Source organism: Vibrio navarrensis, assembly GCF_015767675.1.
Classification (GTDB): Bacteria; Pseudomonadota; Gammaproteobacteria; order Enterobacterales; family Vibrionaceae; genus Vibrio.
On record NZ_CP065218.1, the window covers coordinates 889,219 to 913,623 of the forward strand.

Consider the following 24,405-nt stretch of genomic DNA (forward strand, 5'->3'; position numbering starts at 1 on the left):
CCTATGCTGACCGCTTTAGCGATTAATAATTACCGTTCCATTCTTGATCTGGTCATCCCGCTTGGGCCGTTGAATGTGATCAAAGGGGCGAACGGGACGGGCAAGTCCAACCTCTATAAAGCGCTGCGCTTGCTGGCTGAAACGGCGCAAGGCGGTGTGGTTTCTGCCTTGGCGGCCGAGGGCGGCTTAGACTCTACCTTTTGGGCTGGCCCGGAAAAAATCACGGCGGCCATGCGGCGCGGCGATCAACCCGTTGAGCAAAGCGTGCGGCAGGAGGTGAAGCGGCTGAGGCTTGGCTTTTCGACCGATCACTTTAGCTACGCCATCTCGCTTGGCTTGCCAACGCCGACGATCTCCATGTTTGGGTGCGATCCCGAGGTAAAGCGCGAGTGTATTTGGAACGGGCCAGTTTATCGTCCGGCGAGCGCCTTGATTGACCGCACTGGTGCAATGATAAAGTCACGTGAGGGTCGAAGCTGGCAGGTGGTTTCCCAGCATATTGCGACATACCACAGCATGTTTGATCAAATCGCCGATCCCATGGCTACCCCTGAAGCGTTTACTTTGCGTGAAATCATTCGCGGGTGGCGTTTTTACGACCACTTTCGCACCGATAAAGAGGCGCCAGCACGTCAGCCGCAATTAGGCACAAGAACGCCAGTGCTGCATCATGATGGGCGAGATCTCGCTGCCGCATTGCAGACCATCATTGAAATTGGTGATAAAGAGACGCTGTTCAAGGCGATTGATTACGCTTTTCCCGGTGCGACCATTCGTATTCTCAACCACAGTGATGGCCGTTTTTCGTTGGAGTTTAAGCAGCATGGGCTTTTGCGACCACTAAGCGGAGCAGAACTGTCTGATGGCACTTTGCGTTACTTGCTGTGGGTCGCCGCGCTATTAACGCCTCGTCCACCGAGCCTGATGGTGCTCAATGAGCCAGAAACTAGCCTGCATCCTGATCTGCTGCCCGCTTTAGCGCGGCTGATCCTTCACGCCAGTGCCCATACTCAAGTGTGGGTCGTGTCGCACGCGCCTCGATTAATCGCCGCGCTGCAAGCCCACCCTGAATGTAACGCTATCGAGTTAGATAAGGATTTTGCTCAGACTGTGGTGCCGGGCATGGATATTCTTTCCACCCCCAATTGGCGCTGGCCGGATATGGGATAGGTAGAAATTCGGTATCGGCAACGTATCATTATATGTTGGTGTTGTGCTGTTTGTGTTGACAGCACAAGGTCACATATAAAGAGGCGACCGCGCATTTCTGCACTATCGCCTAAGTTTGTCTGGTCTAGGGTAAATCAAACACCAATGCGGTGACGGTTTCACTGCCTGAGCTGCGCAGTTCAATCGTGGTTTGATCCACCACTTTGGCGCCATCCCCCGGCTGAAGTATGGTGCTATCAAGCGATAGCGTGCCACTAACTAGATGCACATACACCTTGCGTCCGGCTTGCACTGCTAAGCTGAATGACTCACCGGATGCTAAGATCAACTGTGATAAGGTCGCATCTTGCTTAATGTGCAGTGTGCCTTCTCGGCCATCAGGTGTGGCGATGGGCGTCAGTCCCGGTTCTCGACCAAAATCTTTCTGCTGATAGCCGGGCTGGCCGCCGAGGCTGTTGGGCTCAATCCAGATTTGCAGAAAACGTAAATCATCTGCTTTGGATGCATTGAACTCACTGTGGTAGATGCCTTTGCCTGCCGACATCAATTGGAACTCACCCGCAGGCAATGTTTGTACGTTGCCCTCGCTGTCTTTGTGCGCAATGGTGCCGCTGAGCACATAACTGATGATTTCCATATCGCGATGACCGTGGGTCTCAAACCCTGCGCCGGGGATAACCTTGTCATCGTTGATCACACGCAGTGCGGAAAAGCCCATATGCTGTGGATCGTAGTAACTGCCAAACGAGAAAGTGTGTTTACTGTCGAGCCAGCCAAAGTTGGCGCGCCCGCGCTCTTGTGCTTGTCTTACGCTGATCATGATGTCTCCTCCGAACTCTGTGAGAGTGGATTATTTTCCAGCCAGTTTTTGGCTAAGAAGGCTATCTAGGCCCAGTTTTCCTGCTCCTGAAGAAGCCAGTGATACGCTTGCGGCCAGCAGAGCCAAACCAAATTCGTAACCGTTGTTGGCCATAAACAAGCCATTCTCAAGGTGTACAGAAATAATCGCCACCAGCATGGTAAAGGCAAGTGCAAAGGCAGCGGGGCGAGTCAGCAAGCCGAGCAAAATGGCCAATCCGCCAAAAAACTCGGCACTGCCTGCTAGGCCAGCCATCAACATGCCAGGGCCAAGGCCGATGGAATCCATCCATTGTCCGGTTCCTGCAAGGCCATAGCCGCCAAACCAACCAAACAGTTTCTGCGCACCGTGAGCCATAAAAATAATGCCGATTGGCAAACGAAGGGCCAGCGCGCCGTAACCTGCTTTCGATTCAGCTAAGCTTTTGATTAGTGATTTCATCTTCATATCCTCAATAATTTTTAATGTCTTTTTGTTTTGAGAGAGGCTTTATCTCTCAAGCGTTGAAGCAAGTTTAGAGCGAAAAGTCGCTTGCAGTAATCACTAGTTTGTGATTGAGACGTTCAATTATTTCGAATGAGTTTGGTGGAGCTTCTTAAGGGTTGCTACTGCCACGCTCGCCGTTTAGGTATGTGCTAGCGATTGATAGCCGCGTTTCGTTTACCTTCGAGCAGGTGAACGAGCGAATATTCATCGCCTACGCCCTTGATTGGCGAACTTGTGATAGGGGTTAAATTTTAGGGCGTAGTGGCGGTGAATGATGTCCGTTGCCACAGAGTTTTTTACCATGCACGGTGAACAAAACTATTCTAACAACGGACTGAACGATGAAACTCAATGCCATTACCCTGACTTTATTGCTCAGCTCGGCCGCTGCGGTCGCTGAGCCCAATTTGACCATTTCAACCACCACCAACAGCCGCGACTTTCCACTCAGCGCTGAGCAGCCGTTAGTGGTGCCGCTCGTCAAAGATACCTACACCTTGAAAGTGACCGGGCTTGAGGGGAACTGCCAAGCGCAGGACGACCAGCGCATCAAGTTTAACCAACCGATTTCGCTAAACTGTGGCAAAGCCACCGAATTACCGTTGAAAATCCTCTTTAGCGGCGATTACGCTTTTGATTTTGATGCAAGTGCAAATACCTTGACCTTTAAGCGTGAACCGAAAAAGGTCGCCAAAAGCGAGTTTAAGCGCCCCGTGCCGCAAGTCGAATGTGAAGTGTACGCTGGCGGGGAAGTGAGTGTGAACCTTGGTGACACCTTTGCCGACGGCACTGAACTGCGCGACGCGTACAGCGGCCAAACCGTGACAGTGAAAAATGGTGCCGTGTCGCTAACCCCAGCGGCGCGCTCTGGCGGTCTGCTGCTGCTTGAACCGGTGACCCCGGCCAAGTCAGATGCTGGTTTTGATTACCGCAACGCCAACATCTACTTTGTCATGGTTGATCGTTTCCACAACGCCGATCCGAGTAACGACAACAGCTACGGGCGCAAAAAAGATGGCAAAGAGGAAGTGGGGACGTTTCATGGCGGTGATTTGCAAGGTGTGATTGCAAAGCTTGACTACATTCAAAGCCTTGGCACGGATGCAATTTGGCTTTCGCCGATTGTCGAGCAAGTGCATGGCTTTGTTGGCGGCGGCGACAGCGGTTCGTTTCCTTTTTATGCGTATCACGGCTACTGGACGCGCGATTTCACCAAAATTGACCAGAACTTTGGCAACGACGCCGACCTAAAAACCTTGGTTGATGAAGCGCACAAACGTGGCATCAAAGTCTTGCTTGATGCGGTGATCAACCATTCCGGCTATTCGACCTTGGCTGACTTACAGTTTGATGGCTTAAACGTCATCAAACCCGAGGGGCAACTGCCGCCCAAATGGGCCGATTGGCAGCCACAAGCAGGTCAGAACTGGCACAGTTACCATCAAGCGATTGATTACCAAAGCCAAAACTGGCGGCAATGGTGGGGGCCAGATTGGGTGAGAACGGGGCTGCCCGGCTATCAGGCTCCGGGTAGCAGCGATATCACCATGTCGTTGGCCGGTCTACCCGATTTCATCACTGAATCGACCAAAGCTGTGACGCCGCCCGCTTGGCTGCTCAACAATCCCGGTACGCGTGTGGTGGCGAGAGAAAACTACAGCGTGGCCGATTATCTGATTGAATGGCAAAGCGATTGGGTGAAACGTTTTGGTATCGACGGTTATCGCGTTGATACAGTGAAGCACGTTGAAGGCGAGGTGTGGCAACGGTTGAAAAAAGCCGGCAGCGAACGCCTTGAAGAGTGGCGTAAAGCCAACGGAAAAACCGGTGAACCCTTCTGGATGATGGGCGAAGTCTGGGGCCATTCGGCGTATCGCAGCCCCTATTTTGATGATGGCTTTGATGCTTTGATCAACTTCGACATGCAGAAAAAACTGGATAAAGGCGCGGCTTGTTTTAGTCAAATGGCGGATACTTATCAGGATTACGCGAATACCATCGCCAAAGAGAAAGATTTTAATCCGGTCAGTTACATGTCTTCTCACGACACGGAGCTGTTTTTCAGCCGCTTCAAAGACGATGCGATGCAGCGTAACGCCGCCAATGCATTGTTGCTGAGCCCCGGAGCAGTACAGGTTTATTACGGCGATGAGATCGGCCGCAACATTGGCCCGTATGCCGACGATTTCCATCAGGGAACGCGCTCAGATATGGTCTGGACGCTCAATGACGAGCAGCAAGGCTTGTTGAAACACTGGCAGACCGTCGCCAAATTCAGACAAGCTCACCCGGCGATTGGTGCTGGAGTGCATCAGGTGATAGAGCAAGAGGGTGTGTATGTTTTCTCTCGCACCAAAGGCGATGACAAGGTGGTGGTCGCTTTTGTCGGCCGAACGGAAAAATAGTCAGCATAGACCTCACCCATTTAATCCCTCGACAAAGTTCGAGGGATTTTTTTAACTTTTTCCTGTATTACCCGTCGCAAGCAGATGCGCTTGATTGCAACCGAGGCAAATAAAAACAGCAAAAACGGGTCAAGATCACAGCGAAAAAGATCTCGACCGCCAGCGTTTAACTCGGCATAATGCATTAAAACCACTTACGTAATTTTAAGTTTATGACGCAAGAAGAGCGCCTGATTCACTTACAAATGCTGATTAAGCAGCAGGGGAAAATGACCCTGACTGATATCTGTGACCAATTTGGCGTATCGCGTGATTCCGCGCGGCGCGATCTGGTGAAGCTCACCCAGTTGCCGGGCATTCAGCGCATTCGTGGCGGTGCGATGCTGGCGCCAGTGTCGCCGAAAAGCGAGCCGTTCTCGGCCAAAACCGTCAGCGCGAGCAAGCACGCGTTGGCGCAGTGCGCGGCATCCATGGTGGATGCGCAGGATTATATTGTGCTCGATACCAGCACCACCTTGGCGCTGGTCCCCGGTTATCTGGCGGCACCCGCGACCATCGTGACCAACTCGGTTAACACACTGGCTCAGGTTGAAGAGGGCTGTTCGCATTCGGTCCATTTGCTGGGCGGTCATTTCGATCCGTACAGCCGCGCTATTTTAGGCGCGCAGGCTGAACAGCAAATGGCTGGCTATCATGTCAACAAGGCGTTTATTGGCGTGTGCGCGCTGTCTGAGCGCGGCCTGACCACCAATTATGAGCAAGAAGCGTCGATGAAACGCGCGATGATGGCGCAAGCGCAGCAGATCATTTTGGTGTGCGAACAGCGCAAAATGGGCAGCGAGAATTTTCATCACGTGTGTGATGTGGCGGCGATCGACATGGTGATCACCGACGCGCCCCCCGCGCCAGCACTGCAAGAATTATTTGACCGTCACGACATTCAGTGTGTTGTGGCGACCGCACCAGAAGGACAGTTTTGATATGACTTACGCTCCGGTAAAAACCGCCGTGATCGGCTACGGCTATTCGGCGAAAACCTTTCACTTGCCTTTCATCAACGCGCTGCCCGAGCTGACGCTGAGTGCGATCAGTTCCAGCCAGCAAGCCGCAGTCGCGGCCGATTGGCCGAGCGCGCAATGGTTTGGCGATGCGAATGATCTGCTGGACAACAGCGATGCGGAGCTGGTGATCATCACCGCGCCGAACGATGTGCATTACCCGCTGGCCAAACGCGCGCTGCAAAATGGCAAGCACGTGATCGTTGAAAAGCCGTTCGTGACACGCATTGAAGATGGCGAAGAGCTGATTGCGTTGGCAGCGGAAAAAGGCCTAACGCTGAGCGTGTTCCATAACCGTCGTTGGGATGGCGATTTCCTCACCCTGCAAAAGCTGATGGCACAAGGGCGTTTGGGCGACATCAAACTGTTTGAATCCCACTTTGACCGCTACCGTCCACAAATTCGTCAGCGCTGGCGTGAACTGGCGCAAGACGGTGGCGGTATTTTGTTTGATTTGGCGCCGCACCTGCTGGACCAAGCGCTGGCTCTGTTTGGCTTGCCACAAGCGATCAATGCTCAGTGCCGCATGATGCGCCCGGGCGCGACCACCATCGATTACTACAACCTGATCCTGCACTACCCAAATCACTTGGTGCACCTGCATTCGAACCTCTACAGCCCAGAGCCGAATCTGCGCTACAAAGTGCTGGGTAGCCTGGCGAAGTATGAGAAATACGGCCTCGATCCGCAGGAAAGCTACCTCAAAGAAGGCAAGCAGCCGGACAGCCCGCAGTGGTCACAAGAAGAGGCGTCGCTGTATGGTCAGCTGTACAGCGAAACGGGATCACAAACCATTCCGACGGAATTGGGCGGCTACCAGCTCTATTTCAAAGGCGTGGCGGATGCGATTCGTCTCGGCACCGCCAACCCGGTGCCGCCAGAGCAGGCGCTGCAAAACATCGCGCTGATTGAAATGGCGCTGGAGAGCAGCAAAACAGGTCAAACGTTGCAGGTGAACTTATGAGCCTGACACTGGTCGAGATTGCGCAGCAAGAAGAGGCGCTGCAACTGAACCATTTTAACCACGATGTGGCATGGCAACTGGGCTGCGCGCTCAAACAGATGGCGGAAAGTCAGCAAGCTGCGGTGGCGATCGAAGTGTATGGTTTTGGCCAAACACTGTTCCAATACGCCATGCCGGGCACGTGCGCGGATCATCTCGATTGGCTGCGCCGTAAACGCAATTCGGTACTGCGATATGGCCGCAGTTCTTACTACCTGTCGCTGTACAACGCGCAAAAGCAGCGCGAGTTTGAAACTCAGCCGCACATTGATGCCGCAGAATATTGCGCTCATGGCGGCTCGTTTCCGATTCGTATTGCCGGTTCTGGATTGGTGGGGGCGGTGACGGTTTCTGGTCTGCCTTCTTTGCACGATCACAATTTGGTCACGCAGGCACTTGCTCAGGTGATGGCTGAGAGCGAAAAATGAGAAAAGCCCGTGCTGGGCTTTTCTTAGTTTGGCGTCATTCACAAGGTTTTGAGGCTTTGTTTACAGTGTAAATTTAGCTCAGTTTGATCAGCGCAAAATGCTTTTTACCGCGTTGCAGCAGGTAGTAGCGATCGAACAGCGCAAAGCTCTGGCTCAAATCGGCGCTGGCCATTTTTTCCCCGTTGACGCGAATGGCGCCGCCAGCTAACCATTCACGCGCCTGACGTTTTGAGCTGGCGAGTTGCGATGCGATCAGCAGTTCAACCACATCATCTGCGGTGCTAACGGTGGTGCGTGGCAGCCCATCCAACTCTAGTTGTGCCAGTTCATCTAGGCTGAGCTGTGCAACTGCGCCACTGAACAGAGCGTCACTGATGCGCTGCGCGCTCGCTAAGCCCGCTTCACCATGCACAAACGCAGTGATGTTTTCGGCCAGAATTTGCTGCGCTTGCGGCTTGCCGCTTCGCGCGGCATCTTCGGCTTCAATGCGTGCAATCTCGTCCACCGAGAGGAAGGTGTAGTAACGCAGAAAACGGTACACATCGGCATCATCGCTGTTCAACCAGAACTGATAGAACGCGTAGGGTGAGGTTTTGCTTGCGTCCAGCCAAACGGCGCCACTTTCGGTTTTGCCAAATTTGCTGCCGTCGGATTTGGTGACGAGTGGCAGCGTTAAACCGTGCACGGTTTGGTTGTTCAAGCGACGCGTGAGGTCGATGCCACTGACGATGTTGCCCCATTGATCGTTGCCGCCAATTTGCAGGCGACACTGATGTTCGCGGTTTAAATGGGCAAAGTCGAACGATTGCAGCAGCGAGTAGCTAAATTCGGTGAACGAAATGCCTTGGTCCGGGCGAGCCAGACGCTGTTTCACCGATTCGCGGTTGATCATCGCATTGACTGAAAAGTGTTTGCCGATGTCGCGGAAGAAGTCGATCACATTCACTTGGCCTGTCCAGTCGGCGTTATTGACACACCGCAGTGGCTGGGTGAGATGCGGCGTCATGGTGCGCGTGATCTGCTGGCGTAAATCGTCCACCCATTGCTGCACGGTCTGCGCTGAGTTGAGTGTGCGTTCGGTGGCTTTAAAGCTTGGGTCGCCAATCATGCCCGTCGCGCCGCCAATCAGCGCAATGGCTTGGTGCCCCGCATCCTGAAAACGTTTGAGCATCAACAGCGGCACCAAGTGACCAATGTGCAGGCTGCCCGCGGTTGGATCAAAGCCGCAGTACAGGGTTTGCGGTTCAGAGAATAGGGCGGCGAGTTCATCGAGCGATGTGCTTTGCGCGATCAGGCCGCGCGCGGTTAAATCATGAAATAGGGTTTGGGAATTCATACAGCCTCCAAGATGTCTTGCAGGCAGAGTAACGGAAAGGGCTTTGTGTCGGCGATGTCCCTAAAGGGATAATCGCGGTGATTTTTTCAGGCGCGTGGTGAATGGTTGGGTGCGCCAATCAAGTGATTTAAAAACAGCTGAAACAGTTCACTGAGCGAGGCGACATGGAGCTGCGCGTAGATGCGCTTGCGATGATTTTTGACCGTGCCGTGTGTGATGCCCAGTTGCGTCGCGATCTCTTGCGAATCCAACCCTTGTACCAGCAAGGCGGTAATTTGCTGCTCGCGTGGGCTCAGCAGTTGGGTGCCAAAACTGGCCAGCGCGCGTTCCACCCAGCGGCGCATGTCGGGCGTGTGGTTGGTCTCGTTCTCTAGCGCGGTGTCATCGCTGTGAGCCAGCAGCAGCGCATTGGCGCTCCAATGTTGGCGGCAGAGCGGCGCCAGCGTGTGGAATCGGCTTTTGAGCGCTTGCCGGTCCTGCGCGGAAAAACTGCGTCCGACAGCAAGTTTGCCAAGGTAGAGTAAAATCCAGCGCTCATGGTCGAGTTGCACCGCCAGGCTCATTTCATCCTGCCAGCCGGTTTGCGGATAAAACTGCTGCTGGTAATGGCTTTGCTGATAACTGTGCGGCGCACCGCTCATCTCGCTGAGATGAAACACGCCTTCTTGTTGCGTATCGGCCACCAAACGATAGAACGGATCGTGCTGATATGACTCAGTCAGGTAGCGTTGAAACAGCAGTTCGCGGTTATCCGGAATCGAATCGTAGAGATAAATCGGGTGTTTGTTGTGGCGGTAGCCGAGCATCACCGCGCAGTCAAAATCGACAATCTCGCGCAGCAGCGCCACATAGCGCGAAGTAAAGGCGGGCGTATTGAGCGAGATAATCGCATCACCCAAGGCGTGATATTCCAAGAGACTGACTTGCATAATCCTAACCGAGCGAAAAGCACAGCTGACAGTATGCCGACTCTGCTGGGTTTGGTCGAGTCCCTTGGTTTTACTAAGATGGAAAGCTCAGTTAAGTGGCGGCATTTCCAGTTGAGTTTGCTGCATTTCACTCAGGCCACCACCATTGTGCACATTGGTGAAACCTTGTTTCATCAGCGCTTGCATGGCGATGGACGAGCGGTTGCCGCTGCGGCAATAGACCACGATCGGCTGGCTTTTATCAATCGAGCGAAAGCCGGTGGCAACCTCGCTAAGAGGGATATTACGCGCGTGTTCGAGATGCCCACTGGCGAACTCTTCGGCAGTGCGCACATCGATCAGCAGCGCGCCGCTTTCTACCCATTCCCATGCCATTTCTGAGCGCTCAGAGGCGAGAAGTGGCCCGCAAGGTGCGAGAAGCAATAACGTCAGACAGGCTGATTTCCAGTTAAGTTTTGGCATGTTGTTCTCCAGTTCGTCGTGTCATCAAAACCAATAGATGAAGGTTCAAGGCTAACAAACAAACTCATTTTCGAGCTGTTTCAGCAGTTGTTGACTGAGCAAAGGGTGTGGTTTAGCGGCGACTGCCAACACAATATCCACCTTAGGTAGGGGAGGCATATCGGCCAATATTTGCACTTTATTACCAGCGCTGAGGCGTCCCATGGCGCCAATCGCTAAACCCTGATCGACCAAAGCGCGCTGCGCCGAGGCGGTATTGCAACAGGCCAAAAGGTGAAAAGCGATACCACGCTTGGTCAAGCCATCAATCGCAGCCGCGTGATATTTGCAGTCGGTTTGAAACAGCGCCAGAGTAAGCGGCTTTTGGTGGTCGGCTTGATAGTGCGGCGATGCGATCCACACGCCCTGATCGGAGGTAAGCCAGTAGCCTTCCTCGCTATCGGGCGCGCGGGTAAGAATCGCGCAGTCCAGCTCGCCCGCGTCTAATTGGCGACGCAAATCGACACTGGGCAAGCTGTAAATTTGTATCGAGCAGGTGGGTTGTAACTGTTGCAGCTTGGCCACTAACGTCGGCAGCACGGTTTGATTGTAATCTTCCGGGCAGCCAAGGCGCAGCGGTCGTTTATCCTGAAAATGCTGCAGTTGAGACAAGGATTCATCATGCTGCGTCACCAGATTTCGCGCATGAGTGGTGAGGCGCACTCCAGCATCGCTAAGGACCAAATAGCGCCCCTCTTTGATAAACAGCGAAGCGCCAATCTCTTCCTCCAATTTGCGCATTTGCGCACTGAAAGCCGATTGTGTGCGGCTGATCTGTTTTGCCGCCCGGGTAAAACTGCCCGTTTCGACAAAAGCAAGAAAACTGCGTAAAGCTTCAATGTCCATTGTTTGCCTCATCCATCGTAATTTTGAATAGGTTATATAAAAACTATCCGTTAGTCGCGCAGAAAAACTTGCCCTATTGTTTTGCGATATCAACTGAAAAAGGAATGACAATGAAGCTCTACATAGGAAATCAAAACTACTCTAGTTGGTCACTACGCGCATGGTTGGGGTTTGCTCAAAACGGACTGGAGGTCGAAATTGAAAAGCTCAAGTTGTTTACCCCTGAGTTTTACCAAACATTACAGGGAGTTACGCCTACAGGGAAAGTGCCTGCTTTAGTTGATGGTGAGCGGGTGGTGTGGGATTCCTTGGCGATTTTGGAGTACCTCAACGAAGTGAAATTAGGCGGAAAAGCGTGGCCTAGCGATGTGCGAGAAAGAGCCAAAGCGCGCGCCATCGCTTGTGAAATGCATTCAGGGTTTAGCGCATTACGCAATGAGTTACCAATGAACTGCCGCGCGAGGCGTAAAGTGGCACTTTCTGAACAGGCACGTCTCGATGTCGCCCGTATTGATGCCATTTGGAGTGAACAGATGGCGCAGTACCCGCAGCAATGGCTGTTTGGTGCCTGGTCGATTGCCGATGCCATGTACGCTCCGGTGGTTTTGCGTTTTATCACTTATCAGATCCCGCTGTCAGAGCAAGCCGCGCTCTATCGAGACAAAGTACTGCAAAGCGCCGCGATGCAGCGTTGGTTGGCGGAAGCGGCTCAAGAGAGCGATATTGTTAGCGAAGACGAAACGGGTGAAGAGGTTTCAATCTAACGGCTTCTCACCTTGTCGCTGAGGTCAGTATACCTTAGCGACAATCTGTCTCCACGTTATTATGATTTCTATCAAAAAGTGACAAAAAAAAACCTTAGCCCGGCATCGTATCGCTTATAGTTACTGACATGTAATCATAGCTGTATAGTCATCTATCCAGAGGGGCGAGACAATGTTGGTGCAATCTTTGCAAGTCCTTCTTGTCCTGTATGAGCGTGTCTCAATGGCTGGAGGATCGTATGGATAAATGGGCTCTACAGCGGGGGCGTTCTTTAGCGCTGAGTTTGGTGGTCATGGTGATCTTGACCACGTCATTGGTCATCGCCAGTTACGCCTTTCACACCTACCAACAGCGCATTGAGATGCTGGAAGAAGAGCTCCTTGGTCAAGCCCAAGAGAGCGCAGAGCGGCTAAGCCGTGCGATTACTACCGATTTGCAAACCGGTCATCTTGCTGATTATTCGCTCTTGGTGCAAACAGAAATGAAAACCGAGAATCATAAAGCGCTGCTGGCCATCTTGCTGGAAGCTTCTTGGTTAGAATCCGCCTCTGAACCGCCTTTCTCTGCCGTCGGTTTGATTAAAATGCCAACAGGTGAAGTGCGTGAGTTTATACCTAGCCAAGATGAGCACTTGCTCGCTTCTTCACTGTTTTTCCAGCAGCGAGAAATTAAAAACGCGGAGGGTACACTGCTTGGCTATGTCAAAGTGTATGGCAGTGGTGAAGAACTACAGCAGGAAAAAAGAAGCCTATTGCTGAACTCGTTACTCACGGCCCTTGGCCTGCTGCTAATGCAAACCGTGATCTCGGCAACCCTGATACGATGGATTTTGACCCGTCCGCTACAACGAATTACCAATACCTTAGTTGAGCGAGATGCCGATGGCTTACCCACCGCACAGGTTCATTCCTCTTCTTATACCGAACTTTCCTTATTGACCGACACCGTCAACGAGATGTTAGACGTAATTTGCAAAACACGAGATACATTGCGCGCGCAAACTGAGCGGCTGGAAAACGTGATCGAGGGGACCGATGCAGGCACTTGGTATTGGAATATTCAGACAGGTAAGACCGAGTTTAACCCGCGCTGGGCGGAAATTATTGGTTATCAGTTGCATGAACTAGGGCCTATTTCTATCCAAACTTGGCTTGCACTCCTTCATCCCGACGATGTAAAAAAATCAGAGAAAAAGCTGCAAGCGCATTTTGCTGGTGAGCAGGAGTACTACCAGTGTGAGGTGAGGATGCGTCACCGAGACGGACATTGGGTGTGGGTGATGGATCGGGGCAAAGTGGCGCTGTGGGATGAAAGTGGTAAACCGCTAGAGATGTTTGGCACTCACATTGACATCAGTGAAGATAAAGCGCGAGAGCAGCAGCTGGCACTCGCCGCCGATGTGTACAAATATGTTCACGAGGGAATTTTGATTGCCAATAGTCGCGGTTTGATTGTGGATGTTAACCGGGCGTTTAGCCAAATCACGGGTTACAGTCGAGAAGAGGTGATTGGTCAGTCGCCGAAAATGCTCAAATCCGGTATTCACGACCGAGCGTTTTATCACAATATTTGGAAGACCTTACACCTTGAAGGGTGTTGGCGCGGCGAGATCTGGAATAAACGTAAAAACGGCGAAATCTATCCTGAATTGCTAACCATTAGCCGGGTCAGCGATCCGGTAGAGGATGTTCGCTATGTCGCGCTGTTTTCTGATATTTCCGCGCTCAAAGAGCACGAGTACCACTTAGAAAAAATTGCCCATTACGACGCCTTAACCAAACTTCCTAATCGTCTTTTGCTGCAAGAGCGTCTGAATACGTCGATGCTGAATGCGAAAAAATATGGCCGCGCCATTGCACTGCTGTTTATTGATTTAGATGGCTTTAAAGATGTGAACGATCAATATGGGCACACGGCGGGTGATGAAGTGCTGTGCGTGATGGCACAGCGGATGAAAACCATTACCCGAGAAGAAGATACTTTAGCGCGCTTTGGTGGCGATGAGTTTATTGTGATTCTGTCGGATATTGATGATAAACACCGCACGACTCAGATCGTAACCCGTTTACTCAGCTCTATCGCTAAACCTCTGCATGTCTCAGGGTATGAAATGAGCTTGTCGGCCAGTATTGGTATCAGTCTATATCCAGAAAATCGTGATATCAGCGCTGAAAGGCTGATACAGCAAGCCGATGAAGCCATGTATCAAGCCAAACTGGCGGGGAAAAATGGCTACTATTTTTACCAAGCTTAACTGCGTCAATAGTGGCGCTGGGGGCATCTTAAGTGTTGTCATTGTTTTGTCGATACTTGTTAGCTCAGCATCCCCAAACTCTTAAGTTTGCGATAAATGGTGTTGCGGCTTATGCCAAGCAAACGCGAGGTTTTGCTGATGTTGCCTTGTGTCGCTTGGTAGGTTTTCAGCAAAGATTCATCGACAGTCGATTTGATGTCTTTGACCGCCGCTTCTTCCTCATAGTGAGGTTGCGGTTGGCCCAGTTTGCCAGCAAGGTGATTCGGCAGATGGCTGAGCGTCAGCAGCGCTTCACCTTGTGCCATCAGCGCGGACACTTTAAGCAGGCTATCGAGTTCGCGTAAATTGCCCGGCCAGTGGTAATCGAGCAACAGCGCCATTAGATGAGGGCAAATCGATTGATCGCTCTCGGCATAACGGCGGTGAATTTGCTCTATCAGCGTTTGTTTGTCGCTGCGCTGTTGCAAGCTCGGCAGTTCGATGATGAGGCCATTGAGGCGGTAGTAGAGATCCTGACGAAACTCGCCCTGCGCCACTAACTGTTCAAGATTTTTGTGCGTAGCGGCGATGATTTGTGTATCCACTTGCACACTCTGGTTCGAGCCAATCGGCAGAACAGTTTTATCTTGCAGTACGTGCAGCAGTCGGCTTTGCGCCGCTAAAGGCAGATCGGCAATCTCATCTAAAAACAAAATCCCTTTGTCGGCTTGGCGCACCTTACCCAGATAGCCCTTGTTACTCGCGCCAGTAAAAGCGCCCGCCTGATAGCCAAACAGCTCCGATTCAATCAGATCTTTTGGTAGTGCGCCGCAGTTAACCGCAACCAATGGCCCGTTTTTGCGCGCGCTGTTTTTGTGTAGCGCTTTTACAAACTCATTTTTACCCACCCCGGTTTCTCCGAGGATCAGCAAACGGATATCTTTGTCGATGACGCGGTTCGCTTGTTGCCAGCAATGCTCGACTCTGCTGTCGCCAAAGTGAAGATCGTTTGAGGCGCAAATCGCGCGGCTGCGGCGCTTTTTCTCGCCCAAGGTTTGGGTGGCAAACACCAGCGGATGCTGGGATGAACGCTGATGCAAAATGCTCTCCAGCGGCTGGCCGATCACCTTGTCTCGCGCTAACAACTGCTTGGCTACTTGGTTGTGCGCCAAAATTGTTCCCGCCTCATCGGCGATGATCACGCCTTGCCAGCCACTGTGCAGCAGGGAGGTTTCACAGGCCAAGTCGACCCGAATATGACTATCTGGGATCTGGTTTAGCAACTGATTTTCTACCTGCTGCACCATGTTTTGCACCAGCACTTGGGTGGAAAAATCATGCTTTTGCTCTTCGCTGGTGATGTCCAAAATACCGATCAACTGCCCATTGTGATCAAAGAGTGGGCTGGCAGAACAGCTGATAAAGCGGTGATGCTGTATAAAATGTTGATCGCCAATCACCGAGATGGGTTTGGCTTCGATTAAGGCAGTGCCAATCGCGTTGGTGCCTTTGAGCTTTTCCTGCCAGCAGGCTCCGGAACTTAGGGCGATTTCGGTCAGTCTTTCACGAAATTTCGGTTGTCCCCAACTGCCGATAATTACCCCTTCTGCATCGGTGAGAATCAAACGGCTGTCACTGTGCGCAAACAACTGATTAAAAAGGGGCAACGCATATTGACTGACGCTGTCAATCAGTACGCTGTTTTGCTGGCGACGATCTTTGAGCAGTGCAGCAGTTAAACGCACATCTTCTGGGCGTCGGCGCTGCTTTAGGCCGGCCTGTTCACTGCGATTCCAAGAGCTGGAAAGCCAATTGGGGTTAGTAACCTGTTGAAGTTGCATGACTGTACCATTTTGTCACAGTGAGAGTGTGCCATTTTGTAGCACTTGAACACTGGTGAACACACCATACTTCTGCTCAATCTGAACTCACCCAAGTTGTTATCGTTTGGTAATCATAGTTTTACATTTGTTTAACAACAAGCTTGTTGTTGTTGGCCTGTGACTTGCGTTGTTGAGTTGGACAACAGTGCGTTTCGACACTGTCAACACTGAACGAGAAACAAAAGGACGAGTTATGATCTATGCACAACCAGGCAGTGAAAATGCCATCGTTAGCTTCAAATCTCACTATGACAATTACATTGGCGGAGAGTGGGTGAAACCGGTCGGCGGTGACTATTTCGACAACATTTCTCCGGTCAACGGTCAGGCGTACTGCAAAGTCGCTCGCTCAGGAGAAGCGGACATCAATCTCGCGCTGGATGCTGCGCACAATGTCAGAGCGCAGTGGGCGAAAACCAGTGTTACAGAACGCTCCAATATCTTACTGAAAATCGCCGATCGCATTGAAGCGCATCTGGAAGAGCTGGCGGTGGCCGAAACGTGGGAAAATGGTAAGCCTGTGCGCGAAACATTGGCGGCAGATTTACCGCTGGTGGTTGACCACTTCCGCTATTTTGCTGGTTGTATCCGCGCGCAGGAAGGCAGCGCGGCGGAGCTTGATGCCAATACCGCGAGCTATCACTTCCCTGAACCGATTGGCGTGGTCGGACAGATCATTCCGTGGAACTTCCCGATGCTGATGGCGGCGTGGAAACTGGCACCCGCGCTGGCGGCAGGCTGTTGTGTGGTTCTGAAACCGGCAGAGCAGACGCCAACGTCGATCTTAGTTCTGATGGAAAAAATCGGCGATTTGATCCCGGCGGGTGTTATCAATGTGGTCAACGGATTTGGCGCTGAAGCCGGTCAAGCGCTCGCGACCAGTAACCGCATCGCCAAATTGGCCTTTACTGGCTCAACGCAAGTGGGCAACCACATCTTGCGCTGTGCAGCCGATAACTTAATTCCATCCACCGTGGAGTTGGGCGGTAAGTCACCGAACATCTATTTCCCAGACGTGTTTGACCACGAAGATGAGTATCTGAACAAGTGTATTGAAGGCACCTTGCTGGCGTTTTTCAACCAAGGTGAAGTGTGTACCTGTCCGTCACGCGTGCTGGTGCATGAATCCATCTACGATAAGTTTATTGCCAAAGTGGCCGAGCGGGCGAAAACCATCAAGCAAGGCAACCCGCTGGATACCGATTGTCAAGTGGGCGCGCAAGCCTCGCAAGAGCAGTTTGACAAGATCCTTAGCTATCTTGAAATCGGTCGTCAGGAAGGTGCAAAAGTGATTTTCGGCGGTGAAATCGCCCAGCAAGAAGATGCGTTGTCGCAAGGCTACTACATTCAGCCAACCCTACTGCAAGGTCACAACAAAATGCGCGTATTCCAAGAGGAGATCTTTGGCCCGGTGATCGCGGTGACCACTTTTAAAGATGAAGCAGAGGCCTTGGCGATCGCCAACGACACCGAATATGGCCTCGGCGCTGGGGTGTGGACGCGTGACCAGAACCTCGCTTATCGCATGGGACGTAATATCGAAGCGGGGCGGATCTGGATCAACTGCTATCACGCCTATCCCGCCCATGCGGCATTTGGCGGCTACAAAAAATCGGGCATTGGCCGTGAAACGCACAAAATGATGCTCAATCACTATCAAAACACCAAAAACCTGCTGATCAGTTACGATGTCAATCCACTTGGCTTCTTCTAAGTTGGCAGGTTAAATAAACCGACAGGTTAAACTTCACTCTAAGCCCTGAAACCTCAGGGCTTTTTTTATGGCTTGACTGGGGTTTTCTCACCTATCTGGTGCAAGTGCTGCAACTTAAAGGCGCATCTGCACGCAAATAGTGCAAAAAAATAAATTCATCAAATCAAAAGCTTAAGTTTCATTCACTGACCTTTAGCCAAAATGCCAGTGGGGTTTTTGGGAGCGAGTTCAAATTTCAGTATATCGTCTGGTTTTCTTATTTCTGCAACAGTTGTGGAATAAGGGTTGCACAGCTTTTGTGAATAAAAATGAGAAATGGTGGTTTATCTATGCATTTAACGTCGGAAGAACAACGCTGGCTGCCTTGGCTGGGGAAAACAGGCAAATTGGCGATGGGTAAAGCGTGCTTTATTAATCGCAACCGCAAGCACGCTTTGGAGCAAACTTTTGAAAATATTGCCAATACGCGGGTGCAAATTTTAACCACGTGGGCGAACAATCAATGGTCATTTTTGCAAGATGCCGCGCTCTACCTCTCCTCCAAAGCGCCCAATGAATATCACGAAACGCTGCAAAGGTTGCTCAAACGGGGCACGGATTTTTCCGAGCTGTTTATCGTAGAGCCCAATGGCACCATTGTGGAATCGACTTACTCTGGGCAAAAAACGCGTCAAGTGGCCGCAAAAGCGGCGCTAAAAAACGGCTTGCAACAACCATTTCTGCACGGTCCGTATGTCGATAAAATCACGTTGGCGATAGGCGCCTCGAGTTCCACTTTTCACGACCAAGTGACCCTGATGTTTTATCAACCGCTGCGCCAAGAGGGCAAGTTGCTTGGCTGTCTCTGCGGGCGAGTGCCGAATGATGTGATTGGCGATCTAATTCAGCGCGAAGCCGGGCACATTTACAGCGAATCGGGCGATAACTACCTGTTTATGGTGCAGTCAAATTTTGACCCTGCGATAGCCCCTGGCGTAGCACTCTCGCGCTCGCGCTTTGAAGATAACCGTTTTTCGCATGGGGAAAATTTGAAATCTGGCGTGCATACCAAGTGGGGCGTGGTCAAAGTGCAGCACCATACTGAATTTGAGATTGTGTTTAATGATCCGAAAACGGGCAAGCTGCATCCCGGTGTGCGTGAAACCATCAAAAACGGCGCCAATTTGTATGTGCAATACCCTGGCTATTCCGATTACCGGCACATCCCGGTGATTGGTAAAGGGGTGACTTTCACCATGCCTGGCTCTTTGGATAAATGGGGCATGATGTGTGAAGCGGATCTGGAAGAGGTGTATCGCCATCGCTCTGTGGCGCAAAAACTGAATCAGCAGTTTGCATTGAGTATTTTTGCCCCGATGCTGCTGCCGTTTGCAGTCAGCTCTCTTTACCCGCTGAGCGAGTGGCAACTGCTGCTGTTCTCTCTGTTGATGGGCACTGTGGCGGTAACGCTGTTTCATCTTCTCACCGCGAAGCCACTGGCGAGGCATCTTGCTAGCATGACGCAAGTGATGCAAGTTTTGGCTGAGGGGGATGGCAACTTGACTCGGCGTCTCGATGCCAGTCGTTTTAAAGCCGATGAAACGGGCGATCTTGGCCGCTGGACCAACAGTTTTATCGACAGTTTGCAGGGGGTGGTCAAAGAGCTGGTGTTTGCCAGCAAAGAGGTGCAGAGCGTATCGCAGTCGATGTTTCGTCGTAGCCAGATGTTGCTGTCCAGCAGCGACTCGACCGCCACATCGCTCACCGACATGCTGACGTTAGCGGGGATTCAAAGCCAAGAGATTGCAGGGGCCAACGACACTGCCATCGAGATGAATGGCTTGATGCAGGACGCGGTACACGCCGCGCAGCAGGAATATCACAATGCTGCGCAAAGTGCCGAGCAGATCAAAACCATTGTCCAATCCTCGGCGCAGACGGTGGAAGAAGTGAACCGCGAAATGCAAAAGATCGGTGGCATTGTCGATCTCATCACGGAGATCACTTCGCAAACCAATCTCTTAGCCCTGAATGCGGCGATCGAGGCTGCGCGCGCGGGCGAGCACGGGCGAGGGTTCTCGGTAGTTGCCGACGAGGTGCGTGTTTTAGCCAACAAAACCTCGCAGGCGGCCAATAACATCGGCGAGCTGATGAAAGCGCTGCACAGCCAGTCCGAACTGGCGGTCAGCTACATGCAAGAGGGCATTGCCAATGTAGAAAGTAACACGCAGGTGGTCGACCAATCGGCGCAAAGTGAGCGCTTGCAAACCTCAGTTAGTGGCCTCTTCAAACGGATCCAAGATATCGCTCGCAACAGTGAAGAACACCGCCAAACCGCCGACGCCACCTCACACACCGTGGCGGAGCTTCAAGAAGCTTCTGGCCAGTTAGCGCGTCGAACGGCGTTGATGCAAAACTCATTGCAACGTTTGGATCAATTGGTCGGTCGCTTTGATGTTGGCAAAGCGTCTTAACCAAATGCCGCAGCAAAGTGTCTTAACAAATGTCTTAAAAAAGGGGAGGCACGCAGTGTGCCTCCCTTTTGTTATTAGCATTACCGAGTGGTTAGTAAGTGACCACTAGGTTTATACATATTGATTGTCTGAGCTATTAAACGAGAACATGCGGATTTCATCTCGCGCTTGCCACCCCGATTTTAGGTAGAAATCCTGCGCCGAGAGATTGTTACTCAGAACGAAAAGGTGGGTTTTGGCTATGCCTTGCTGCGCGAGGGCTTCGGTTGCGCTTTGCACCAAACGCTGAGCAATTTTCTGTCCGCGGTAGTGCAGATCGACTGCCAAATGTTGTAAGTAACCACGGCGGCCATCGGTGCCAACCAGCACGGCGCCAACCATGTGCTGCCCGCCAATCTGTTGTCCGTCAATCGCAACGAAGCTCAGCCCGGGGTTTTTGGCTAAATAGGCGGCGATGCTCGCGCGGGAGTCGGCGTCTTTAAGCGATAAGTTTTCTGTTTGTCCCCACAGCGTCATCACTGAGTCGTAGTCTGAAATGTCCATTTGACGAATTGTAATCACATCTTCTCCATTGCCTTCGGCAGCATTTGTTTTAGTGCGCTTTTCGCCGATATCATGCGGCCAATTCACTCATAAAGACAAGTAGCAATTGCTTGCCACTGGACAAGATGGCTCAGTGAGAGCCATCTTGTCCGTCCGCAGCTAGTTGGCGTTGGCTTGCAAGCTTAAGCCGCTAAAAGCGGAATAGCCGTTGAGCATGATGTGGTAGGTACCCGGCGTGGCGCTAGGGAATGTGCATGTTTCGCTATTCCCATTGCGATACGGGCGACAATCCCAGTTTTGCAGTGTCGGCTCTGAGCCAAATTTGACGTACAGATCCGCATCGCCGCTCCCACCCCAGCTTGTGATCTGCAGATTCTGTGACTGCGTCAGTTCAAAGGTATAGCGAAACTGAGTGCTGCGTGAGCCAGCGAGATTGTTGACCGGCACGCCATTTTTCAGCACGTTGCCGGGTTGCGGGGTTGAGTCTGCATTGGCCATCTCAATCGCGTAGGCTAAGCCCAGCTTAGTAAATTTTTCCGCGTGTGCGCCTTCAGCATCGGAGTTTTGCAGCGTGTCTCGGCCCGTATGAATATTGGGGTTTGAGTCATTGAACTTAGATTCAAACGGCATCGCGGCTGAGAAGCCTGCATTGTGCCACGAAGCGTGATCCGAGCAGGCGTAGCCGCAGCGATCATAGCCGTAAGTGAGTGATGGTAAATATTCATCAATCAAGTTGGCGAGAAACTGCGTGAGGTTACTGTCGGTGTAATCGGTGATAAACACAATGTCTTGCGCAGATCCTTGATAATTGGTCATATCCAGTTGCAACGCTGAGACGACTTTCTTACCTTGCGCTTGATAACGGTTAGCGATCTCTTGTGAACCGCGTAGCCCAACCTCTTCGGCGGCATACGCCATAAAGGCGATAGAGCGTTTGGGCTGGAAGTTGTTTTGTGTCAGCACGCGGATAACCTCCGTCACGGAGGCGATACCGGAGGCGTCATCGTCCGCGCCCGGAGCAATGCTCTGCTCGTTGGTGCGTGAGCCGATGGTGGAGTCGAGATGACCACCGATGACGATCCACTCGTCCGGCTTTTCACTACCAGTAATGGTCAACACCACCGATTTTTGGTTGTAACCACTATGGGCAATTTGCTCGACATTCGCACCGGGTAGACCTGATGAGAGTGAGCGCCATTGACTCGCGATCCAGTCAGACGCTTGTGCGCCAGAGGTTGTGGTGTAAAAACGGTTGTTGAAACTGGCGAGTGAGCTGATGACGGTGGTGATTTGACTGGCATCGACTTGCGGTAACCACGCGTTGACGGTTGCTTTTTGGGAAATATCAGGAATAGCGAAACTAGCAAGGGTTTGCGGCATGACGCTTGCGGCCATGGCACTTTGCGCTGATGCGTGCACCATATATCCCCCACAGCGATGATGCTCTTCGTGCATGTCATGGGAGAGCGCCGCGAGCTGGCTGCTGTCGACTTGCCCGACCCAAACCTCGCTGCTGCTCGCCAGCGTATTGGGTAAAATGGGCATTGCCCCAGAGCGAGTGACGGTCTGCACCGCATCCGAGCCGATCGAAATCCAGACTTTCTCTTCCTCGGCGTATGCCTGTGCAACGCTGCCTGCCAAGACCATAGCCAATAACGTTTTGTTGTATTTCATTATCTCCTCCTGAGATATTTATAAAATCAACAAAATTTAGAACAGAAATTCGTTTTATGTTAATTATTTGTTATTGCTATGCTTGTCATGATTTATTGGCAGAAAATTATCAATAACGGCGGGAATGAGTAGCAGCACGTGAACAGCTTAGGTGGGAAGATTCTCTGCTAAAGGATCAGCAGAGAAGTGGCTTCTCTGCTGATAAGGTACTAAACAAACAAGGTTTTACGCTTTGGCTGCTTGTTGTGGTTTCGCTCTGCGACGCGTGGAGGAAGGATTGCCACCATTTGGCTTGGCATTGCCTGATTTGCCAGCGTTTGCTTTAGGCTTACCTTGTTGATTGTTTGGTTTGGCGTTGCCGCTTTGCTTCGCGCGCGGTGAATTGCCTTTGTTTTCTTGGCCAGATTTCGGCTGGCTAAACTGACGTTTAGGCTTTTTCTGCCCGTTATCCGCAGAGTTTGCTGGGCGACGCTCACCGCCTTCAGCGTTTGTTTGTGGTTGCTTCGGTTTTTTCGGCTTTTTCGCTTTGATTGGGCGAGTATCGAGTTTGGACTCTGGCACTTCGTTGCTCGGTTTGAAGCCTTGCAGCTCATGGCGAGGCAAGAGCTCTTGGATCAAACGCTCAATTGCGAACAGTTCAGGCGCTTCCAAGGCGCACACCAGTGAGATGGCTTTGCCCGTTTCGCCTGCACGACCTGTACGGCCAATGCGGTGCACATAGTCTTCTGCCACTTTCGGCAGCTCAAAGTTAACCACTTGTGGCAACTGAGGAATGTCGATACCACGAGCGGCGATATCCGTCGCTACCAGCACACGAATGTCACCCGATTTAAAATCCGCCAGCGCTTTGGTTCGCGCACCTTGGCTCTTATTGCCGTGAATCGCCGCTGCTGAAATGCGGTTGTCATTGAGGAAAGCGGCAAGACGGTTTGCGCCGTGCTTGGTGCGGGTAAACACCAGCACTTGCTGCCAGTTACCGTCTTGGATCAGTTTCGCCAACATGTCTGGCTTTTTCTTCACATCGGATGGGTAAATACACTGCTCAACGGTGCGAGCAGTCGAGTTTGCCGGGCTAACCGAGATCTCCACCGGATTGTTTACCAGCCCTTTGGCCAGCGCGCGGATCTCTTCTGAGAAGGTGGCCGAAAACAGCAAGTTTTGACGTTTTGCCGGCAAAATCTGCAGAATTTTACGAATGTCGCGGATAAAACCCATGTCGAGCATGCGGTCCGCTTCATCCAGCACCAGTACTTCTAACTGATCAAACTTCACTGCGTTTTGCTGGTAAAGATCCATCAGACGCCCTGGGGTCGCGACTAAGACGTCGGCCCCTTTACGCAGGCGCAGCATTTGCGGGTTGATTTTTACCCCACCAAATACCACTGCACTGCTCAGTGGCAAGTGACGGCTGTACATAAACACGTTCTCTTGCACTTGCGCCGCAAGTTCACGCGTTGGCGTTAGGATCAAGGCGCGAACTTGGTTACTACGCACACGTGGGCCGTTGGACAATCTTTCAAGGATCGGCAGAGTAAAGCCTGCGGTTTTCCCCGTACCTGTCTGCGCGGCGGCCATCACGTCCTTGCCTTGTAAAATCGCAGGAATTGCCTGCATTTGAATTGGCGATGGCGTGTCGTAGCCTTTCTCCTGAATAGCTTTAAGGATTGGTGCAGACAGACCTAACGAGGTAAAACCCATATGTGATTCTCAATATAAATGGTAGGAAGCGTCGCCCATTTTTCAGGCGGCGAAAAGTGCGACATTCTGAGGCTTTTACCCGTCTACTTCAACCGATAATTGTCTCTTTTCAATTCAAGTGCAGAGTCGTGGCTTTTGTGAAGCACTTCTCGCTTTTGCTCATCAGGGCCCATTTCCTCTTTACCTCAACTTAACTTGGGGTTTTAGCCTGCATCTAGGGTTTAAAAAACAAGGAGATGATGATGAGAAGTTATGTTGAACACGCCAACATGTCGGTGGTGGACCACAAAAAACCATCCACTTTTTGACCAGTGCTGACGTGCACTTACGCAATGACTACACAATAACGATAGGCAGGCCATCTCACGGCGCAGTTCAGCGAGCTGACTGCGCGTCAGGGGAAGGCTATAACTAATGACAA

General features: G+C 51.8%; 19 protein-coding genes. 9 read left to right on the forward strand and 10 right to left on the reverse strand.

The annotated features are described in order from the left end of the window. The first annotated feature begins 3 nt into the window (after window positions 1–3). Entirely contained in the window at window positions 4–1,170 is a 1,167-nt protein-coding gene (locus I3X05_RS20615) for an AAA family ATPase (RefSeq protein ID WP_337971227.1), read from the forward strand. Between the two features lie 124 nt (window positions 1,171–1,294). On the opposite strand, the gene I3X05_RS20620 is transcribed toward I3X05_RS20615, so the two are convergent. Together I3X05_RS20620 and I3X05_RS20625 are read right to left on the reverse strand one after the other, a co-directional pair. Further along, the gene (locus I3X05_RS20620; protein ID WP_193167400.1) at window positions 1,295–1,990 is read right to left on the reverse strand and encodes a pirin family protein; all 696 of its coding nucleotides are present in this window, start codon (window positions 1,988–1,990) and stop codon (window positions 1,295–1,297) included. Between the two features lie 30 nt (window positions 1,991–2,020). Next, window positions 2,021–2,470 (reverse strand): DoxX family protein, encoded by a 450-nt coding sequence (locus I3X05_RS20625; RefSeq protein WP_337971228.1) that lies wholly within the window; start codon window positions 2,468–2,470, stop codon window positions 2,021–2,023. A 386-nt stretch (window positions 2,471–2,856) separates the two neighbouring features. Between I3X05_RS20625 and I3X05_RS20630 the strand changes: the two genes are divergently transcribed. The 4 genes from I3X05_RS20630 (at window position 2,857) to I3X05_RS20645 (ending at window position 7,409) form a co-directional block, all read left to right on the forward strand. Further along, window positions 2,857–4,920: an alpha-amylase gene (locus I3X05_RS20630; protein ID WP_337971229.1), complete on the forward strand. Its 2,064-nt coding sequence runs from the start codon at window positions 2,857–2,859 to the stop codon at window positions 4,918–4,920. Between the two features lie 212 nt (window positions 4,921–5,132). Then, on the forward strand, window positions 5,133–5,900 hold the full coding sequence (locus I3X05_RS20635; protein WP_045571333.1) for a DeoR/GlpR family DNA-binding transcription regulator: 768 nt from the start codon (window positions 5,133–5,135) through the stop codon (window positions 5,898–5,900). A 1-nt stretch (window position 5,901) separates the two neighbouring features. Beyond that, entirely contained in the window at window positions 5,902–6,942 is a 1,041-nt protein-coding gene (locus I3X05_RS20640; RefSeq protein WP_045571332.1) for an oxidoreductase, read from the forward strand. Continuing rightward, window positions 6,939–7,409 (forward strand): heme-degrading domain-containing protein, encoded by a 471-nt coding sequence (locus tag I3X05_RS20645; protein ID WP_045571331.1) that lies wholly within the window; start codon window positions 6,939–6,941, stop codon window positions 7,407–7,409. The genes I3X05_RS20640 and I3X05_RS20645 overlap by 4 nt, the downstream gene beginning before the upstream one ends. A gap of 73 nt (window positions 7,410–7,482) precedes the next feature. Here the strand turns inward: I3X05_RS20645 and tyrS are convergent, their stop codons facing one another. The 4 genes from tyrS to I3X05_RS20665 all read right to left on the reverse strand — a co-directional run bounded on the left by tyrS (window position 7,483) and on the right by I3X05_RS20665 (window position 11,021). Then, window positions 7,483–8,745 carry a tyrosine--tRNA ligase gene (gene tyrS / locus I3X05_RS20650; protein WP_045571330.1) on the reverse strand — a complete coding sequence of 421 codons (1,263 nt, stop codon included), beginning with the start codon at window positions 8,743–8,745 and terminating at the stop codon, window positions 7,483–7,485. 86 nt (window positions 8,746–8,831) lie between these two features. Continuing rightward, complete coding sequence (locus tag I3X05_RS20655) at window positions 8,832–9,674, reverse strand: helix-turn-helix transcriptional regulator (protein ID WP_045571329.1); 843 nt, start codon at window positions 9,672–9,674, stop codon at window positions 8,832–8,834. An 87-nt stretch (window positions 9,675–9,761) separates the two neighbouring features. After that, window positions 9,762–10,136, reverse strand: a complete 375-nt coding sequence (locus I3X05_RS20660) for a rhodanese-like domain-containing protein (protein WP_337971230.1) — start codon at window positions 10,134–10,136, stop codon at window positions 9,762–9,764. Window positions 10,137–10,187: 51 nt separating this feature from the next. After that, complete coding sequence (locus I3X05_RS20665) at window positions 10,188–11,021, reverse strand: LysR family transcriptional regulator (protein ID WP_082069736.1); 834 nt, start codon at window positions 11,019–11,021, stop codon at window positions 10,188–10,190. A 110-nt stretch (window positions 11,022–11,131) separates the two neighbouring features. On the opposite strand from I3X05_RS20665, the gene I3X05_RS20670 reads away from it, so the two are divergent. Both I3X05_RS20670 and I3X05_RS20675 read left to right on the forward strand, forming a co-directional pair. Next, window positions 11,132–11,785 carry a glutathione S-transferase family protein gene (locus I3X05_RS20670; protein ID WP_171816743.1) on the forward strand — a complete coding sequence of 218 codons (654 nt, stop codon included), beginning with the start codon at window positions 11,132–11,134 and terminating at the stop codon, window positions 11,783–11,785. A gap of 239 nt (window positions 11,786–12,024) precedes the next feature. Next, complete coding sequence (locus tag I3X05_RS20675; RefSeq protein ID WP_045571325.1) at window positions 12,025–14,040, forward strand: sensor domain-containing diguanylate cyclase; 2,016 nt, start codon at window positions 12,025–12,027, stop codon at window positions 14,038–14,040. Between the two features lie 59 nt (window positions 14,041–14,099). On the opposite strand, the gene I3X05_RS20680 is transcribed toward I3X05_RS20675, so the two are convergent. Further along, entirely contained in the window at window positions 14,100–15,860 is a 1,761-nt protein-coding gene (locus I3X05_RS20680) for a sigma-54-dependent Fis family transcriptional regulator (protein WP_045571324.1), read from the reverse strand. 235 nt (window positions 15,861–16,095) lie between these two features. Between I3X05_RS20680 and exaC the strand changes: the two genes are divergently transcribed. Then, window positions 16,096–17,616: an acetaldehyde dehydrogenase ExaC gene (gene exaC, locus I3X05_RS20685; protein ID WP_045571323.1), complete on the forward strand. Its 1,521-nt coding sequence runs from the start codon at window positions 16,096–16,098 to the stop codon at window positions 17,614–17,616. Between the two features lie 329 nt (window positions 17,617–17,945). Beyond that, complete coding sequence (locus I3X05_RS20690) at window positions 17,946–20,069, forward strand: methyl-accepting chemotaxis protein (protein WP_045571322.1); 2,124 nt, start codon at window positions 17,946–17,948, stop codon at window positions 20,067–20,069. Between the two features lie 111 nt (window positions 20,070–20,180). On the opposite strand, the gene I3X05_RS20695 is transcribed toward I3X05_RS20690, so the two are convergent. The 3 genes from I3X05_RS20695 to I3X05_RS20705 form a co-directional block, all read right to left on the reverse strand. Next, the gene (locus I3X05_RS20695; protein WP_045571433.1) at window positions 20,181–20,630 is read right to left on the reverse strand and encodes a GNAT family N-acetyltransferase; all 450 of its coding nucleotides are present in this window, start codon (window positions 20,628–20,630) and stop codon (window positions 20,181–20,183) included. 141 nt (window positions 20,631–20,771) lie between these two features. Then, complete coding sequence (locus tag I3X05_RS20700; RefSeq protein ID WP_045571321.1) at window positions 20,772–22,286, reverse strand: M28 family metallopeptidase; 1,515 nt, start codon at window positions 22,284–22,286, stop codon at window positions 20,772–20,774. A 225-nt stretch (window positions 22,287–22,511) separates the two neighbouring features. Beyond that, the gene (locus I3X05_RS20705) at window positions 22,512–23,984 is read right to left on the reverse strand and encodes a DEAD/DEAH box helicase (RefSeq protein ID WP_045571320.1); all 1,473 of its coding nucleotides are present in this window, start codon (window positions 23,982–23,984) and stop codon (window positions 22,512–22,514) included. Window positions 23,985–24,405: the final 421 nt, after the last annotated feature.

What these genes read in the sequence shown, in the direction of transcription:
- I3X05_RS20670 (WP_171816743.1), top strand. Translation starts at nt 11,132, where the DNA reads ATGAAGCTCTACATAGGAAATCAAAACTACTCTAGTTGGTCACTACGC.
- I3X05_RS20630 (WP_337971229.1), top strand. Translation starts at nt 2,857, where the DNA reads ATGAAACTCAATGCCATTACCCTGACTTTATTGCTCAGCTCGGCCGCT.
- I3X05_RS20675 (WP_045571325.1), top strand. Translation starts at nt 12,025, where the DNA reads ATGGATAAATGGGCTCTACAGCGGGGGCGTTCTTTAGCGCTGAGTTTG.
- I3X05_RS20615 (WP_337971227.1), top strand. Translation starts at nt 4, where the DNA reads ATGCTGACCGCTTTAGCGATTAATAATTACCGTTCCATTCTTGATCTG.
- I3X05_RS20690 (WP_045571322.1), top strand. Translation starts at nt 17,946, where the DNA reads ATGCATTTAACGTCGGAAGAACAACGCTGGCTGCCTTGGCTGGGGAAA.
- I3X05_RS20625 (WP_337971228.1), bottom strand. Translation starts at nt 2,470, where the DNA reads ATGAAATCACTAATCAAAAGCTTAGCTGAATCGAAAGCAGGTTACGGC.
- I3X05_RS20660 (WP_337971230.1), bottom strand. Translation starts at nt 10,136, where the DNA reads ATGCCAAAACTTAACTGGAAATCAGCCTGTCTGACGTTATTGCTTCTC.
- I3X05_RS20665 (WP_082069736.1), bottom strand. Translation starts at nt 11,021, where the DNA reads ATGGACATTGAAGCTTTACGCAGTTTTCTTGCTTTTGTCGAAACGGGC.
- I3X05_RS20620 (WP_193167400.1), bottom strand. Translation starts at nt 1,990, where the DNA reads ATGATCAGCGTAAGACAAGCACAAGAGCGCGGGCGCGCCAACTTTGGC.
- I3X05_RS20705 (WP_045571320.1), bottom strand. Translation starts at nt 23,984, where the DNA reads ATGGGTTTTACCTCGTTAGGTCTGTCTGCACCAATCCTTAAAGCTATT.
- I3X05_RS20645 (WP_045571331.1), top strand. Translation starts at nt 6,939, where the DNA reads ATGAGCCTGACACTGGTCGAGATTGCGCAGCAAGAAGAGGCGCTGCAA.
- I3X05_RS20640 (WP_045571332.1), top strand. Translation starts at nt 5,902, where the DNA reads ATGACTTACGCTCCGGTAAAAACCGCCGTGATCGGCTACGGCTATTCG.
- I3X05_RS20655 (WP_045571329.1), bottom strand. Translation starts at nt 9,674, where the DNA reads ATGCAAGTCAGTCTCTTGGAATATCACGCCTTGGGTGATGCGATTATC.
- tyrS (WP_045571330.1), bottom strand. Translation starts at nt 8,745, where the DNA reads ATGAATTCCCAAACCCTATTTCATGATTTAACCGCGCGCGGCCTGATC.
- I3X05_RS20680 (WP_045571324.1), bottom strand. Translation starts at nt 15,860, where the DNA reads ATGCAACTTCAACAGGTTACTAACCCCAATTGGCTTTCCAGCTCTTGG.
- I3X05_RS20700 (WP_045571321.1), bottom strand. Translation starts at nt 22,286, where the DNA reads ATGAAATACAACAAAACGTTATTGGCTATGGTCTTGGCAGGCAGCGTT.
- exaC (WP_045571323.1), top strand. Translation starts at nt 16,096, where the DNA reads ATGATCTATGCACAACCAGGCAGTGAAAATGCCATCGTTAGCTTCAAA.
- I3X05_RS20635 (WP_045571333.1), top strand. Translation starts at nt 5,133, where the DNA reads ATGACGCAAGAAGAGCGCCTGATTCACTTACAAATGCTGATTAAGCAG.